Consider the following 15,275-nt stretch of genomic DNA (forward strand, 5'->3'; position numbering starts at 1 on the left):
TGCCTGAATTTCGGTTACAGGAGTTTTAAAAAGTTCATATAATATAATTATAAATTTATATTATATGATAAATTAATATGTTTAATAAGCTTCAAAGACAAGAATATTATCAGGCATTAATTAATAAGGATGACAGATATGAAAATATCTTTTTTGTAGCGGTTAAAATAACAAGAGTATTTTGTAGACCGACTTGTCCTGCACGGAAACCTAAATTTGAAAATTGTGAATTTTATAAAACTGCTAAGGAAGCTTGGCATGCTTCATATAGACCTAGTCAGCGTTGCAAGCTTTTTTCACATCCTTGGTGAAGCTTCAGGTTTAGTTTGTACTCTTGTTAATGCTATTGAGTTTAATCCTGCTAAAAGATGGAAAGATAGTGATTGTGATGAGCTATCAGTAGATGCTTCTACAGCACGTTGCCAATTTAAAAAACGTTTTGGTATGACGTTTGTAGAATATACGAGAGCAAGGCGTATGGGTATTGCGATGAAGCAAATGCACATGGGTGCGTCGGTCATGAATACACAAATTGATATGGGTTATGAGTCAAGTAGCGGTTTGCGAGATGCTGTCTCTAAAATAATGGGAGGACCGCCGACAAAATTTAACCGGCATTTAAATATTTTAAAAGCGGCTTGGCTAGATACGCCTCTTGTTTCTATGCTGGCAATTAGTGATGAAAAATTGCTTTATTTGCTAGAGTTTGTTGATAGAAGAGGTTTGGAGTGTGAACTTGAGAGGCTAAGGATTAAGACAGAATCTGCTATTATTTCTGGAAGCACTGAACCGATTTGAATGATTGAAGAGGATCTTCAATTGTACTTTAACGGTACTTTACAAAAATTTAATACGCCTATATAGCTTTTAGGAAGCCCATTTCAAAAAATGGTTTGGCAAGAATTAATGAATATACCTTACGGTGAAAACGAAGCTATTTAAATCAGGCTGAAGTTTTGGGCAAACCTTAATTCTTATAGAGCTGTTGCAAATGCTAATGGTATGAATCAGTTAGCAATCATTGTTTCTTGTCATCGTATTATTAATAGCAATGGCAAACTTGGAGGCTATGGCAGGGGATTACATCGTAAAAAATGGCTTATTGAACATGAGAGACAATTTACAACAAATTAGAAATATTTTACTTGAGAATGCTACTATTCCTGTAGGACGTAGAATGCTATTCTTGAAAACTAGAGAAGGAGAGTATGGAGAGCATGACTGATTTATTGGGTGTTACCGTGTCGACTTTAACAATAGCTAAAAGTTATTTATAATTTGGATATGGAGGATTTAAGCCGACTTATTACTTCAGAATTTAATGAAGAGAAATTTTTAGCATTAGCTATTTTGATTATGCAATATCAGATAGCACAAGATAAAGAGTTTTTGTATAATTTTTATTTAAACAATATAAAACACGTAAATAATTGGAATTTAGTGGATGCATCAGCTCATCATATAATCAGAGCTTATTTATAGGATAAAGAAAAGGATTATCTCTTTACACTAACAAAATCGGAAATTCTATGGGAAAGACGAATAGCTATAGTTGCTACTTGGTATTTTATCAAAAATAATACATTAAATACGACTTTTGAAATAGCAAAATTACTCTTAAACGATAAACATGATTTAATGTATAAAGCAGTAGGTTGGATGCTACGTGAAGCAGGAAAAAAAGATGCAAAACAATTAATAGATTTTTTGGATCGCTATACTTTACAAATGCTAAGAATCGCAGTTCGTTATGCTATAGAGAGATTACCACGAGAAGTGTACAAAAAATATCTTTTAAAAAACTAGATTTATATTTAATCTATGTTAATATTTCATTTTAATTTATTAAGGGTATTATTATGCTAAAAACATTACTAATTAGTTTTATAACTTTAATTTGTGCAGTAAACTATGCTGATGCTGATAACCAAACAGCTCGAAATCCTAATTCTACAACTTCTTCTTCTGATCAGCCCGATGATTTACCTGCAGAGGCATCCGTTCACTTTGCACAGCCTTGGGCAAGACCTACAACAAATGTGCAAGGTAAAGTTAGCAATTCTGCTATGTATTTTACATTAATAAATAGTAGAAGTAAGAGTTATAATTTAGTGAATATATCTTCAGATAAGATAAGTGGAATAGAAATTCATCAAACAATTAATGATCAAGGGGTTAGTAAAATGGTAAAAGTGGATTATCCATTTTTAATTGCCGGTAATATTAATGTTGATTTTAAGCCCGGTGACATGCATATTATGCTTTATGACCCAAAAGTAGATTTAAATGTAGGAGATGAGTTTAAAATAACCTTTTTCTTTGATGACAATACACGAAAAATAGTGAATGTTAAAGTCGCAAATGACAATCCGTATAATAAAACGGGGAATTGAAGGTTATTGTTGCATGGTGTACTCTTCTATGTCATGCCCACAAAGGCGGGAATCCAGTAAAACCTATAAAAAACTTGTTTTTTTAGGTTTAATGTGTAATTTTTATATCAATATTAAGGTTATTTTTTCTGGATTTCGGCTTTTAGCTAAGAATGACATAGGACCACTATACACATGACCCTAGAAATTACCGGAAGTGAGTTAATTAAATCTAAACTTATAGATGCTCCTGAATGTTCAGGGGTTTATCGAATGTTTGACGTTAACAAGCAAGTTCTCTATGTCGGTAAAGCTAAAAATTTAAAGAAACGCCTTACTAATTACATTAAAAGCAATTTAGATAATAAGACGCTTCGGATGATTGCAAATACTTGTTTTTTAGAGTATAGCATCACTAATTCCGAAGTTGAAGCACTACTTTTAGAAGCACAGTTAATCAAGAAATTTCAGCCGAAATTTAATATTCTTCTTAAGGACTGCAAGTCTTTTCCTTTCATTAAGTTACGTTTAGATCATGATTTCCCACAATTACTAAAATATCGAGGTAAAACTCTAAGTGACGGGAAGTTTTTTGGTCCTTTTGCCTCGAGTGCGGAAGTTAATACTACTTTGACCGAACTACAAAAAATTTTTAAATTACGTTCCTGCACGGATAATTACTTTAATGCACGTACTCGCCCTTGCTTACAATATGAAATAAAACGTTGTTATGCTCCTTGCGTCGGTAAAATAAACAAGGAAGTCTATAGAGACTTAGTAACTCAGGTTAAAGATTTTTTACAAGTTCGCACTAAAGAACTCCAAGAGAACCTATCTAGAAAGATGGAAGAGCTAAGTAGTCAGATGCGTTTTGAAGAGGCGGCAGAAATTAGAGATCGCATTAAAGCACTGAGTTATGTGCAGCTTAAGGCAGGGGTTTCAGATGTCGTTAAAGACGCAGATATAATCGCTATTGTGGAAAAGAACGGGCATTATTGCGTGGAAGTGTTTTTATATAGGGCAGGGCAAGCATGCGGTAATATTCCTTATTTTCCTACTTCTACCGAAAATAGTACCAAAGAAGAAGTATTAGAATATTTTTTATTACAATTTTACCAAAAACAACACGTGCCTGCGGCAATTATAATTAATCATGAAATTAATGATAAAGAGAATGTGATAGAGGCGATTAAGAAAATCAACAATATACTTCAGATTAATATTACAGTACCTAATAAAGGCGGTAAGGCTAAATTAGTTCAAAATGCTGAGACAAATGCTTTATTTTCTCTAGAGCAGTATTTGAAGAAATTTGCAAAAAATCAAGAGATTATGTTTGAAATTAAAGAGCTATTTGGTCTTTCTGAAATTCCTGAAAGAATTGAGATTTATGATAATAGCCATATTCAAGGTAAGTTTGCGGTTGGAGTGATGGTAGTTGTTGGTAAAGTCGGTTTTGATAAAAAAGAATATCGGGTTTTTAATGTCCATGCTCCCTCTCTCGTATGTCATTCCCGTGAAAGCGGGGATCCAAAAAGGTTAATGGATTCCTGCTTTCGCGGGAATGGCATAAAGAATTGCGGGGGTGACATAAAAGGTGATGATTATGAAATGCTTCGGCAAGTCCTAACAAGGCGGCTTACAAGGTTAAGGCAAGAGCTGCATAAATTGCCAAGCTTAATGATTATAGACGGCGGCAAAGGGCATTTAGGCGTTGTTAAAGAGGTGATGGATAAATTTGAAATGAATATTCCTTTTGTTTGTATGTCAAAAGGAGTAGATAGAAATGCCGGTTTTGAACAGTTCCATGTGATAGGTAAGGAAGTATTTACTCTAGATAAGAATTTGTCGGTTATGAAATATTTACAAATCTTGCGAGATGAGGCACATAATTTTGCCATAAAGAATCATAGACTAGGTAGATCACGTGCTATAAAAATATCACGCCTTGACGATATAGAGGGCGTAGGTGAAACTCGAAAAAAAGCATTACTGCATTATTTCGGTTCGTATAAAGCAGTATGCGACGCAACCATATATGAGCTTGCTAAAGTAAATGGTATTAACAAGTTACTTGCTGAGATGATTTTTAATGTTTTGCACAGAAAAAACTAATATTATAACTCATGAAAAACCTAGTTGTATGAGTCGCGATGTTATTCCCGCGGAGGCGGGAATCCAGTCACTAAAAAGTCTAGACATACTAAATTTAAAAAATTAAAAGCTTGATTTTCCTACTTGCCACTGAATTCCCGCTTCCGCAGGAATAACATCGAGCAGGTTTCTGGATGCATGCAAAAGGCTAGCTTTTTATATCCTCAATAGGATCTTTAAGTGCTTGGCATGCTTCGCCTATTAATTTAGGTTCATCATTCTGAGATAAATCATTAATATTAAATTTAGTTAAGTCAGGATAATATGGAGTCATTGTACTATGAATAGAATGATTTAAAGTTCCTGTCATTAAAGAGTTAACAGCATCATTTCTTGCTTAGTAGAGTAATACATATTACGCATATTTTCTGAATACGTAGCTATATCAGCTAAAGTGCTGTCATTAACTTCATCACGTGAATTTAAGCTTAAATTTTATTCTCCCATTCTTGTTTTCAATAGGAATTATTATGCTATATTTTCCTTCAATACTATTTTGCTTAGACATAAAATCCTCATAATTCAATTATTAACCTTGAGTTAATATATTAAATTATTTAAAACTGCAAGTAAATAGATAATATATTTTATATGACTTTCTTCGTAATGACATTAGAATACCGCCATCCTAGAATAAATATCACAAGACTCACCATTGTCCCTATAAACACTCCTCTAAGGTTGAAATATTGCAACGATAAAGAATAATATTCCCATATTAAGAAGATAGCTGCTCCGCCAAGTGATGATAAGACCATTATAGTTTTAGATGTTCTGATACCAAAAAGCGTTGTTATTAACGGTACTAATGTTACCGGTCCCCAGAAACCAGTGAAGAATACTACTAAGTCAATTACATTACTAAATTTTAAAGCTACAATTATTGCAAAACTTCCTATTATAATGTTAATAATTCGAGCAATTAATAATAATTTTTGCTGATTTTTAACCTTAAAAATAGGATTGATTATATCTTTAACAATAGCTATAGAAGTAACGTTTAAATCAGAATCAGCAGTAGACATAACGGCAGCTAAGAGTCCACTCATTACTATCCCTTGAATTAAAGTTGGGATGATTTGGTTGATTAAATAAGGTAATACTAAATTTGACGGTTGGTTTGGATAAAGCTTATAAGCAATTAAACCATTTAAAGTAATGCAAATCAAGAAGAAAAAATATATAGCGGATTTTGCATATATTGCTTTAGTTGTTTGCGTAGGATTTTTATTAATTAAAGCTCTTTGAATAAATGTAGGATATAGATTCATGACGCTAAAACTTAAAGCTGCTTCAATTGTATAAGAAATTAGGTTGCTCCGATCAAAATTTGCATTTTCTGTAGGTAGGTTATTAATAAAATCTACAAAACCGATTTTATTTAAACTGATAAAAGTTATGGTTGGTATAGCGATTATCATCGCCAAAAATTGTAGTAAATTAGTAAAAACAATAGATTGTAAACCGCCTATTGTAGTATATATAAGTACTATACTATAACTTAAAATTACCCCATTTACATCATTTATTTCTAAGATATATTGAAAAATATAGCCACTGACGCTTATTTGAGCAGCCAAAAACCCCACTGAAACGATAACCGAACTAACCCCTCCGATAAAACGACCTATATTACCGTAATATGTACTTAGGATATCGCCGATGCTTTCAGCTCCGTAATGTTTGGCAATTAAAGGTACTATATAGATTGCAATTAATATATCTATAGGTATTGTAAGTATAAGAGCGTAAGCATAATATTCATGTCCCAAAAAAGCCTTTTCCATAATGCCGAAAGTGGTGGCTCCTCCGACAGAACTTACAAATATCGTAGCTATTAATAACAGCTTACTATTTTGCGCTTTACTTTCAACATTTGCATAGTTCTTAAAACTACTATTTTTAGCTCGGTAATATATACCAATAAGTAGAATAGATATTAGGTATATGAATACGATAATATTATCAATAGGTAAATTAAACATAAATTAGATTTTAAAGCTCAATTAGCATTTGTTCACAATATATATGTAGTCAAGAATGCTAGATTTATAATTATGTGTCATAATCTGTGCCAAGAAGTTCAGTATCTGGTGTACAAATATCTTGGTTGGGATCATATTTTTATATTTTACAGTGGGGTTTAATTTTTGTTCAGTAGTTTTTTTAGGGGATAGTTAGCGTTTGATTGAGTTGTAGTTTTTATATTTTTACAATATTTATGTATTTTAAAAATACCTATTTTAAGTTGCGGCATAATTAACCTTTATTTATGTAAAAAATAAAATCCTTATTAACATTAATCAATAATTATTTCAAATAAAACATAATAAAAATTAATAAGTCAATATTTTTTAAATTAACCTATATTAAAATAGTTCTATAGGTCGTTATTGAGTATGTTTAAGAAACCTATTCATGTACTTCACCAGCTAATTCAAGTCCCAACTCTTCAGGATTTTCATTAGCAACTACAACAATTTTAGATATTCTGGAACCGGTATAGAAATTTGTAGTATCATTTAATTTTTCTATATCTTTAGTGGTAACAAGAGAATTATCTATTGTGCTAGAATTATTATGTTGAGACGCTATTGCAAGGCTTAAAAAAGCTTTTAATTCAGGTTTATCATCGGGTACTAATTCTATTAGTTTTTATCTCGATGATCTGCTCCATATTATTAAATTTAACCATTTCTGTGTAGCCTTCATGAATAACTAATTGAAGAGGTGTATATCCATCTAAATCTTTTAACTCTGTTGAAGCTCCTTTTTCTAGTACAAATTCAGCTATATCATAAAGTTTGCGGTAAATAGCCTTATGTAGAACTGTATGATAAAACGAATCTTGAATATTGATATCCATCACCTTGATGATCTAAAATCTTTTTTATAAGATGTTTTAGTTGAGCGGTTTGAAAAAACTTGGATTGGTAAAAAGAATATGCTCCGTAAGTGATGTGAAACTGTTCAAATAGTTTATCTAGTGTAATGTTGTAGTCGGAGTCTTGTGCAGAAGATGAAGATATCAGTGGTACTTCTTGAATGGCCGATAAACTAATGCTAGGGATAAAATTGGAAGAAGCAATAGGAGTTAGGGTGTCGTCTTGCTCTAGTAAGGTAATATCCAGACACCATACCTGTATCATAAGAAGATGTTTGTTTTGTTATTAGAGTAGCCATCGTTTCTATTTCTCTAACTTTAGCCATAAAATTACTATAATCATTTACCTGAAATTAATATATTAAATAATATGAATTTTCAAGGTGAAAATCACTTTAAAAAATCTATAAAATCATTGGATTAAGCTTTGTTGTGTGGTTCGATGTTATTCCTGTATGGCGTTGTTGTGTGGATCAATTCCCCCTCTGTCATCCCATGACTTGATCGCGGAATCCATTCTAAAATGCTAATATTAGTATTTTAAATTATTTTTTTGGATACCGTGGTCAAGCCACGGTATGACATCTTAATAATTTAACTCATCCTTGTTAAAAACCCTTGACTCTTTGATATTCCTATAATATCCTATAATTTCCCATTAAATCCCAAATTAACCCAATGAATGTATTTTTATCTAAGTATGTAAATGGTGTTGATAAAAAGAGTAGGGTGTCGGTGCCGGCGAATTACCGTGCGGTACTAGGTAAAGAATTATTTAACGGTGTAATTGCTTATCCGTCGATTAGGAATACTTGTATAGAGGTGTGTGGTATTTCGCATATCGAGAAATTAAGGCAGATGATAGAGACGCTTGATCCTTATTCCGAGGAGCGTGATGCGTTTGAGACTATGATATTCGGGGAAGCTGTACAACTTTCCTTTGATGGGGAGGGAAGAGTTATATTGCCGCAATCTTTAATGAAGCATGCAGAAATCGAAGAGCAAGCATGTTTTGTAGGTAAAGGGGTGATTTTTGAGATTTGGCAGCCGCAGAATTTCGAGAAATATTTAAATGCCGCTCAAAAAATTGCTCATGAAAAGCGTTTAACTCTAAGGAATGCTCATTAATGATACAATCTCACGTGTCTGTAATGCTAAATGAAATGTTAGAGGCCTTAAGCCCAAAAGCCGGTGAGTCTTATTTAGATTGTACGTTTGGAGCAGGAGGATATAGCAAAGCAATATTAGAAAGCTGTAACTGTTATGTCACAGCCTTGGATCGTGATCCAAACGTGATTAAAAGAGCCGAAGAAATTCAGCAAAGTTACGGTGAGAGATTTGATTTTGTAGAAACAAATTTTGCGGATAGTTTTGCAAAGCTTAAGGAAAAAAAATTTGATGGGATAGTGCTGGATTTAGGCGTTTCATCAATGCAGTTAGATATAGCAGATAGAGGATTTTCGTTTTTGCATGACGGACCACTCGATATGCGTATGAGCGGGCAAGGGCTTAGTGCCGAGGAGTTTGTAAATGCGGCAGAGGAAAAAGAGCTAGCTGACGTAATTTACAAATACGGAGATGAGAGTTTTTCACGAAGAATTGCTAAGAGAATTGTAGAATATAGAAAAACGGCGAGAATTGATAGTACAAGCAAGTTAGCCGAGATTGTTAGAAGTAGTATAGGATTTAGAAAAGGCAAAATTGATCCTGCAACTAAAACCTTTCAAGCCATTAGGATTTATGTAAACGATGAGCTTGGGGAGTTAGAGCAGTTTTTAGTGAATGTAAAAAATATATTAAAGAAAGACGGACGTTTAGTTGTGGTGTCTTTTCACTCTTTAGAAGATAGGATAGTTAAGAATTTCTTTAAAGAAAATTCGGAAAAGCCGGTAGTAAGATCAAAATATGCTAAAGACGACATGACGCTTGATCCAAATAAATGGCTTAAGGTTATTACTAACAAAGCTCTAGCACCGTCAGATAAAGAAGTAGGGCTAAATATTAGAGCGAGATCGGCAAAACTTCGAGCAGCAAAAGCGATATATGAGTAATTAATTATGAGTATAAGAAAGCTTCACTATTTAACATTACTGATAACAATTATAGCAATATGTAGTTTATTTAGCATAAAGGAGCGAGTCTCAACTCTTGATTATCAATTAAGTAGCGTTGTAAAACAGATAAATAGTGAGAATAATAATATTCATATTTTAAAAGCAGAGCAAGCTTATCTACTTTTACCGGCTAGATTGGAAAAACTTGCGGCGGCTTATTTAAAATTAGAAACAGTTAAATCTTATCAAATGATAAAAGATCCGTTAGGGCCAAATATCGATCAAAATATTAAATTTAATCATAATATTAGTATTTCCAAGAGTAGTAAATGGCGTTACAAAAGAATTACAAATAATAAGTATATACAGACTGTTTCGAGTAGAGTGAAGGATACTCGATGAACTTCAAAAATTGGCTACGTCATCCTACAAGTATTGTGGTACTCACGTATTAAGTATACGCTCCGTTCCTCGTCTTGTGGATTCCTTGCTCTTTTTGAAGTTGATCTTCGTATCTTGGTAGGATTGTTGCATGGCTTGGAAAAAGCGTTCGATGTCATTTCCGCGTAGGCGGGAATCTAGGGTAAAGCGAGATAAATCAAGCTTTTCAAAAAATCTTGATTTTAAAGATTTTTTATTTTTCAAATCAAGTTTTGAAAAGGTTTTAAAGTACTGGATTCCCGCTTTCGCCGGGATGACATAAGGATTGCGGAAATATTAGTGTTTGAAACACCATAAATAACATATGAAACAAATTTGGGAAAAATGGAAACCTACAATTAAAAGTCTAACAATTTGGAATGTTTGTAGTAAAAATACAAAAATCCGATTATTAATGGTTATTTGTGTCTTTTCTTTTCTTTTTTGTACTTTATCTTACAGATTGATAATCGTTGCTACGAATGTTTACGATAAAAATATTGATTCCTTTAAAAAAAATCATCAATTTAGAAAAGCAATAGTTGATCGCAACGGTAATTTATTAGCAGTGAACCTACCTTCTGCTTCATTATTTGCTAATCCACAAATAGTACTTGATCCTGAAACTTCCGTAAAAAAGCTAGCAGAAATTCTACCTGATATTAATAAAGCTAAATTACTTGCAGAACTTAAGTCAAATAAAAGCTTTATATGGGTAAAAAGAGATGTACTACCTAGTCAGCAAGAAAAGATAACTAGCCTTGGGTTACTTGGTTTTGAATTTGAAGAAGAGCAGAAACGAATTTATACCTTTTCTAATTTATTGTCGCATGTTGTCGGTTATGTAGGTAGAGACTCGGTAGGGCTTAGTGGCTTAGAGCTCGCTTATGATAAGTATTTAACTAATTCTGATTATGAATTAAACGAACCAAAGAATCGGAAAGAACCGCTTCAATTATCTATTGATATTAGATTACAAAGTATTTTAAGTGAGGAGATTGATAAAACTTTAAAGCAATTTAAGGCCATAGGAGCAGTAGGCATTATTGCTGATCCAAATAATGGCGAGATTTTAGCATTAGTAAATAAGCCTGATTTCGATCCGCATTATCCGAGTTTAGCCAAACCGGAAGAGCTGTTTAATATAGCAAGTCTCGGGATTTACGAAATGGGTTCGGTGTTTAAGGCATTAACTATGGCAGTCGGCTTTGATACCGGTGCAATAAATATGAATGATGCTTATGATATAAGTTATATGAAAGTAGGAGGATTCCAGCTTAAGGATTATACTCCAAGGCAAGGATGGCATAGTGTACCTGAGATTTTTCTATATTCTTCAAATATTGGCACAAGTCAAATTATGCTTGAAATCGGTAAAAGCAATTTTAAAAAATACCTAAAGAAATTAGGTCTATTAGATCAGTTGCAAATAGAATTACCTGAACGAGGTACTCCGTTATTTCCTTCCGAGAAAAGATGGAATGAGTTAACGAGTGTTACTATGTCGTATGGCTACGGCATTTCGATTAGCCCTTTGCATTTTGTTAGAGCAATGTTACCGGTTGTTAACGGCGGTACTTTATATGATCTTACTTTATTAAAAAGAAAGGATGAAAAAGTAATAGGTACAAAAGTTTTTAGTGAAAATACCTCTACCCAAATGAAGAAATTATTTAGAGCGGTAGTAAAAGAAGGTAACGGTAAAAGAGCAGAGGTCAAAGGCTATCTTATCGGCGGTAAGACCGGTACGGCAGAAAAACTTTCACAAGGGGCAGGAAAAAAGAAATATCTAAAAAATAGTAGAGCGTCATCGTTTTTAGGTATGCTGCCTGCATCTAACCCGCAATATGTTATTTTTATTAGATTTGATGAGCCGAAACCGACTAAAGAAAGCTTTGGCTTTGCAACCGCAAGTTGGACGGCTGCCCCTACTGCCGGTAGAGTATTTGAACGTATGATATCTTTATATGGTTTAGAACCGATAGAACAAAGTGAGGAAGAAAGTTAAAATATTACCTAATAATTATAGATTTTGTTATTGTGAGCAGGCATTGTTGCGTAGATCGGTAAAACCTACTTGATGTCATCCCCGCCTATGCGGGGATGACATAAAACGATCTGTGCAACAAAAAGCCTAAATTTTCTGGCAATGACGCATTTATAAGCTAAAAAGGAGGTTTTTAATGTCAAAAAATAAAAATATAACAGATAAACCTAGTATACCTATCCCATGGCTTAAGTCTTTTGATCTTACGACAATAATAAATAATATTATATCAAAACAACTATTTATATCCACAAGTTCCGAGGCACAAGAAGAATTAGAGCTTAGCGATAATGATAAAAGACCTAACCCTAGTTGTTGTGAGTTATTGTAGAATCCATATTCATTTTTTAAAACTGTACAAAATAGAAAATTAATTTATATTTTGTATGTGGTTGATATGGTCGTTGGGTGGTTGCAATTTTCCTATTGTCACCCCGTGGTTTGACCACGGGGTCCAGTAAAAATGACCACACAAAATGTTGTTTATATAGATCCCGCGATCAAGTCGTGGGATGATAACCTAATGGCCGATCAAGTCACGGTATGACACAGTACAAAACTATATAACAAAAAACTATTTATGTTAAAGATAAAACAGGAAATATATAAAAATAGCTTACAAATAATATTAAAATTGCTGTTTGCTTTGCTATGTTTTTTTATAATATTATTTCCGTTAGTGAGTTATAAAATAAATATTCAAAGCAGAATCTTTCCGGCGATGGAAATTATATTTATTTATTATTTTATGTCGTTATATTCCTTAAATATTTTTAGCATATTTTTTCTCGGTCTATTTATAGATCAAATAAGTGGTATGCCTATCGGTACAAATTCGCTAGTTTTTTTATCGGCATATACGATTTATAAATTATCTTCAAAATATTTTGTAGCTAAAAACTATTTAATAAATTTCATTATTTTTTGCGTTTATTGTTTATTTATATTGAATTTTAAATATTTACTAATAAAAATCAAGAAGCCAGAAGCAGACGGATATTTAATAATTTTCTTTCAATTGTTAACAACTATATTTTCTTATAATATAATTCGTCTTATACTTGACTCTCCTATGAATTACTTTAAAAAGTATGCTAAATAAGAAAATACTACATGGTGAGTTAATTTCACGAAGAGCCTTTATAATCGGATTAGGTAAACTCGGACTTTTATCGTTGCTTGGAATAAGAATGTTTTATTTACAGCTTATTAAAAGCGAAGAATATAAGACTTTATCGGATAAGAATCGTATTAATTTTGTTGTACTTCCACCGACTAGAGGAAGAATTTACGATTTAGATGGCAATATTTTAGCTACTAATAAACCATGTTATCAGCTAGTAATAGATAGAAGCATTAATAATAATTATAGGGATGAATTAGAAATAATTAGTAATATTCTAAATTTATCTCCGGCAAAATATAATTATATTAAGCAAAAAATTAAAAAATCTAGTCGCCACACTCCTTTAATAATATTTGATCAGCTTGATTGGCAGCAAGTATCAATGATTGAAGAACAAAAGCATAAACTCGCTTCAATATTTATTGATATAGGTTATTTAAGGTTTTATCCTTTTTCAAGTGTTACTTCTCATTTAATCGGTTATCTTGGTCAAATAAATGAGCACGAGAAGCAGGAATTAAATATACATAGTTTAAGCGATTTTAATATCGGTAAATCCGGTATTGAAAAATATTACGATAACAAACTAAGAGGAGCATTTGGTTATAAAAAAGTTGAAGTAAACGCTTACGGTAAGCAGGTAAGAGAAATAGCGGGAATCCCTACTAAATCGGGTGAAGATATGCATTTAAATATCGATGTGTCTCTTCAGCAAAATATCCAGCAATATTTAAATCCTAAAGGTTCTTCGGTAATAGTTATGGATACTAAAACCGGAAATGTACTAATTTGTGCTTCCACTCCGGGTTTTGAATCAAATCATTTCAGTAAATTATCGGAAAATTATTGGCAAAGTTTAACGAGTGATCCTTATAAGCCTTTAATTAATAAGGTAATACAAAATTCTTATCCTCCAGGCTCGGTTTTTAAAATAATTACCGTACTTGCAGCCCTTGAAGTAGGCATTAATCCTAATAAAACCGTTTTTTGCGACGGTAGCTCTGCTCTTGGTACTAATAGCTTTAGATGTTGGAATCATAGTGGACACGGAACGTTAGATATGATGTCTGCTTTAAAGCATTCTTGTAATATTTATATGTATGAATTAGCAAGAATAGTAGGTCCGGATAAAATTCTTGAAGTTGCAAGAGAATTTGGCCTCGGTTCAAAAACCGGTATTGATTTAGCTCCTGAAAGTAGTGGGTTTGTACCGTCAAAAGAGTGGAAAAAGAAAAAATTAAAGCTTCCTTGGTCAATAGGAGATAGTTTTAATTTAGCAATCGGACAGGGGTTTCTAGGGGTAACGCCGATGCAGCTTGCAAGGTTTATTACAGCTATTGCAAGTAACGGTAAACTGTATACGCCTAGAATATTAAAAAATGATCCGGAATTTTATAATGTCAATATTAAGCCCGAAAATATCATAATAATCCAAGAAAGTTTGTATAATACCGTTAATGTTGCGGGAGGTACGGCGTATTATAATAGAATTTTAGGCAAAAATAGGCAACTTGCTGGTAAAACCGGTACTTCGCAGGTGCAAGGCAAACTAAATGCTAAAGATGATTTAAGCCGTAAATCTATTGCTTGGGAGAGGCGTAATCATGCCTTGTTCTTAGGCTTCGCTCCTTATCACGATCCTAGTTATTCCGTTACCGTCTTTATTGATCATGGCGGAGGCGGTAGTAAAGCCGCCGCCCCTGTAGCTCGTAAAATTATGTCGGACGTGTTGGATAAGTATTTATAGCTTTTTTCAGTTTGTAGTTTGTGCTATTATGTGTCGTAATGTGTTATTAATTAAAGATAGGTCACAAGATGGCAAGACTGAATTTAACTATTCCGGACGAACTAAATAATAGTTTAGCATAGTCAGCAAAAAACTTAGACAGATCAAAAGGGTATATATAGTACGTAAAGCAATTGAATATTATCTACAGGAAATACAAGAAGATTCAGAAGATGCAAAATTGCTTTGTAAAGAATTAATGCCCCTGATTTTAAAACTTACACTACTGACGAAGTGAGGGAATGGTTAAAAAAGAAAAATGTTTAAAGTTATATGAGAAAATAAGGCATGTGCAGAATTAGCTGAATTGTGTGGTATCCAGAAAACAACTTAAAATACTAATATTATTAGTATTTTTAATTAGATCCCGTGATCAAGGAACTAGGTGACAATGGCAAAACTGATCCACACGGATAATGCTAGTTTTATATA

Annotated in this window: 14 protein-coding genes and 4 pseudogenes; 14 read left to right on the plus strand and 4 right to left on the minus strand. The window is 32.8% G+C overall.

All coding sequences use genetic code 11. The features are described from left to right. Window positions 1-77 precede the first annotated feature (77 nt). The 7 genes and pseudogenes from ABVF33_RS02100 (at window position 78) to uvrC (ending at window position 4,487) form a co-directional block, all read left to right on the plus strand. On the plus strand, window positions 78-311 hold the full coding sequence (locus ABVF33_RS02100; protein ID WP_499706059.1) for an Ada metal-binding domain-containing protein: 234 nt from the start codon (window positions 78-80) through the stop codon (window positions 309-311). Window positions 312-444: 133 nt separating this feature from the next. Then, window positions 445-555, plus strand: a pseudogene (locus tag ABVF33_RS02105) (helix-turn-helix domain-containing protein); the annotation flags it as partial. 30 nt (window positions 556-585) lie between these two features. Next, a pseudogene (locus ABVF33_RS02110) lies at window positions 586-1,134 on the plus strand (methylated-DNA--[protein]-cysteine S-methyltransferase). Further along, window positions 1,109-1,277: pseudogene (locus ABVF33_RS02115) on the plus strand (DNA alkylation repair protein). The pseudogenes ABVF33_RS02110 and ABVF33_RS02115 overlap by 26 nt, the downstream one beginning before the upstream one ends. A 7-nt stretch (window positions 1,278-1,284) precedes the next feature. Further along, window positions 1,285-1,806, plus strand: a pseudogene (locus ABVF33_RS02120) (DNA alkylation repair protein). Between the two features lie 53 nt (window positions 1,807-1,859). Beyond that, window positions 1,860-2,393, plus strand: a complete 534-nt coding sequence (locus ABVF33_RS02125; protein WP_499706060.1) for a copper chaperone PCu(A)C — start codon at window positions 1,860-1,862, stop codon at window positions 2,391-2,393. Window positions 2,394-2,567: 174 nt separating this feature from the next. Then, window positions 2,568-4,487, plus strand: a complete 1,920-nt coding sequence (gene uvrC, locus ABVF33_RS02130) for an excinuclease ABC subunit UvrC (protein WP_499706061.1) — start codon at window positions 2,568-2,570, stop codon at window positions 4,485-4,487. A 187-nt stretch (window positions 4,488-4,674) separates the two neighbouring features. Here the strand turns inward: uvrC and ABVF33_RS02135 are convergent, their stop codons facing one another. From ABVF33_RS02135 to ABVF33_RS02145, 3 genes are all read right to left on the minus strand, one after another. Then, window positions 4,675-4,836 carry a hypothetical protein gene (locus tag ABVF33_RS02135; protein WP_499706062.1) on the minus strand — a complete coding sequence of 54 codons (162 nt, stop codon included), beginning with the start codon at window positions 4,834-4,836 and terminating at the stop codon, window positions 4,675-4,677. A 277-nt stretch (window positions 4,837-5,113) separates the two neighbouring features. After that, entirely contained in the window at window positions 5,114-6,511 is a 1,398-nt protein-coding gene (locus ABVF33_RS02140) for a sodium:solute symporter family protein (RefSeq protein ID WP_499706063.1), read from the minus strand. 644 nt (window positions 6,512-7,155) lie between these two features. Beyond that, window positions 7,156-7,392 (minus strand): ankyrin repeat domain-containing protein, encoded by a 237-nt coding sequence (locus ABVF33_RS02145; protein ID WP_499706064.1) that lies wholly within the window; start codon window positions 7,390-7,392, stop codon window positions 7,156-7,158. 696 nt (window positions 7,393-8,088) lie between these two features. Here ABVF33_RS02145 and mraZ point away from each other — a divergent pair. Genes mraZ through ftsL form a run of 3 tightly spaced genes read left to right on the plus strand, consistent with a single transcriptional unit; the run spans window position 8,089 to window position 9,866 of the window. Continuing rightward, window positions 8,089-8,538 carry a division/cell wall cluster transcriptional repressor MraZ gene (mraZ, locus tag ABVF33_RS02150; protein WP_499706065.1) on the plus strand — a complete coding sequence of 150 codons (450 nt, stop codon included), beginning with the start codon at window positions 8,089-8,091 and terminating at the stop codon, window positions 8,536-8,538. Then, a complete protein-coding gene (gene rsmH / locus ABVF33_RS02155) occupies window positions 8,538-9,461 on the plus strand; it encodes a 16S rRNA (cytosine(1402)-N(4))-methyltransferase RsmH (protein WP_499706066.1) in 924 nt (307 codons plus the stop codon). The genes mraZ and rsmH overlap by 1 nt, the downstream gene beginning before the upstream one ends. Before the next feature lie 6 nt (window positions 9,462-9,467). Next, window positions 9,468-9,866, plus strand: a complete 399-nt coding sequence (gene ftsL, locus ABVF33_RS02160) for a cell division protein FtsL (protein ID WP_004998104.1) — start codon at window positions 9,468-9,470, stop codon at window positions 9,864-9,866. Between the two features lie 42 nt (window positions 9,867-9,908). Here ftsL and ABVF33_RS02165 read toward each other — a convergent pair whose 3' ends face one another. Continuing rightward, a complete protein-coding gene (locus ABVF33_RS02165) occupies window positions 9,909-10,109 on the minus strand; it encodes a hypothetical protein (protein ID WP_499706067.1) in 201 nt (66 codons plus the stop codon). 100 nt (window positions 10,110-10,209) lie between these two features. Here ABVF33_RS02165 and ABVF33_RS02170 point away from each other — a divergent pair, with 100 nt between their 5' ends. The 4 genes from ABVF33_RS02170 to mrdA all read left to right on the plus strand — a co-directional run bounded on the left by ABVF33_RS02170 (window position 10,210) and on the right by mrdA (window position 14,804). Then, complete coding sequence (locus tag ABVF33_RS02170) at window positions 10,210-11,892, plus strand: peptidoglycan D,D-transpeptidase FtsI family protein (protein WP_499706068.1); 1,683 nt, start codon at window positions 10,210-10,212, stop codon at window positions 11,890-11,892. A gap of 175 nt (window positions 11,893-12,067) precedes the next feature. Beyond that, on the plus strand, window positions 12,068-12,262 hold the full coding sequence (locus ABVF33_RS02175) for a hypothetical protein (RefSeq protein ID WP_041471899.1): 195 nt from the start codon (window positions 12,068-12,070) through the stop codon (window positions 12,260-12,262). Window positions 12,263-12,511: 249 nt separating this feature from the next. Continuing rightward, entirely contained in the window at window positions 12,512-13,033 is a 522-nt protein-coding gene (locus ABVF33_RS02180) for a hypothetical protein (protein WP_499706069.1), read from the plus strand. Beyond that, window positions 13,023-14,804, plus strand: coding sequence for a penicillin-binding protein 2 (mrdA, locus tag ABVF33_RS02185; RefSeq protein WP_499706070.1), 1,782 nt, complete (start codon window positions 13,023-13,025; stop codon window positions 14,802-14,804). The genes ABVF33_RS02180 and mrdA overlap by 11 nt, the downstream gene beginning before the upstream one ends. Window positions 14,805-15,275: the final 471 nt, after the last annotated feature.

The sequence above is a fragment of the Candidatus Rickettsia barbarica genome (genome assembly GCF_041477405.1).
GTDB lineage: Bacteria > Pseudomonadota > Alphaproteobacteria > Rickettsiales > Rickettsiaceae > Rickettsia > Rickettsia rickettsii.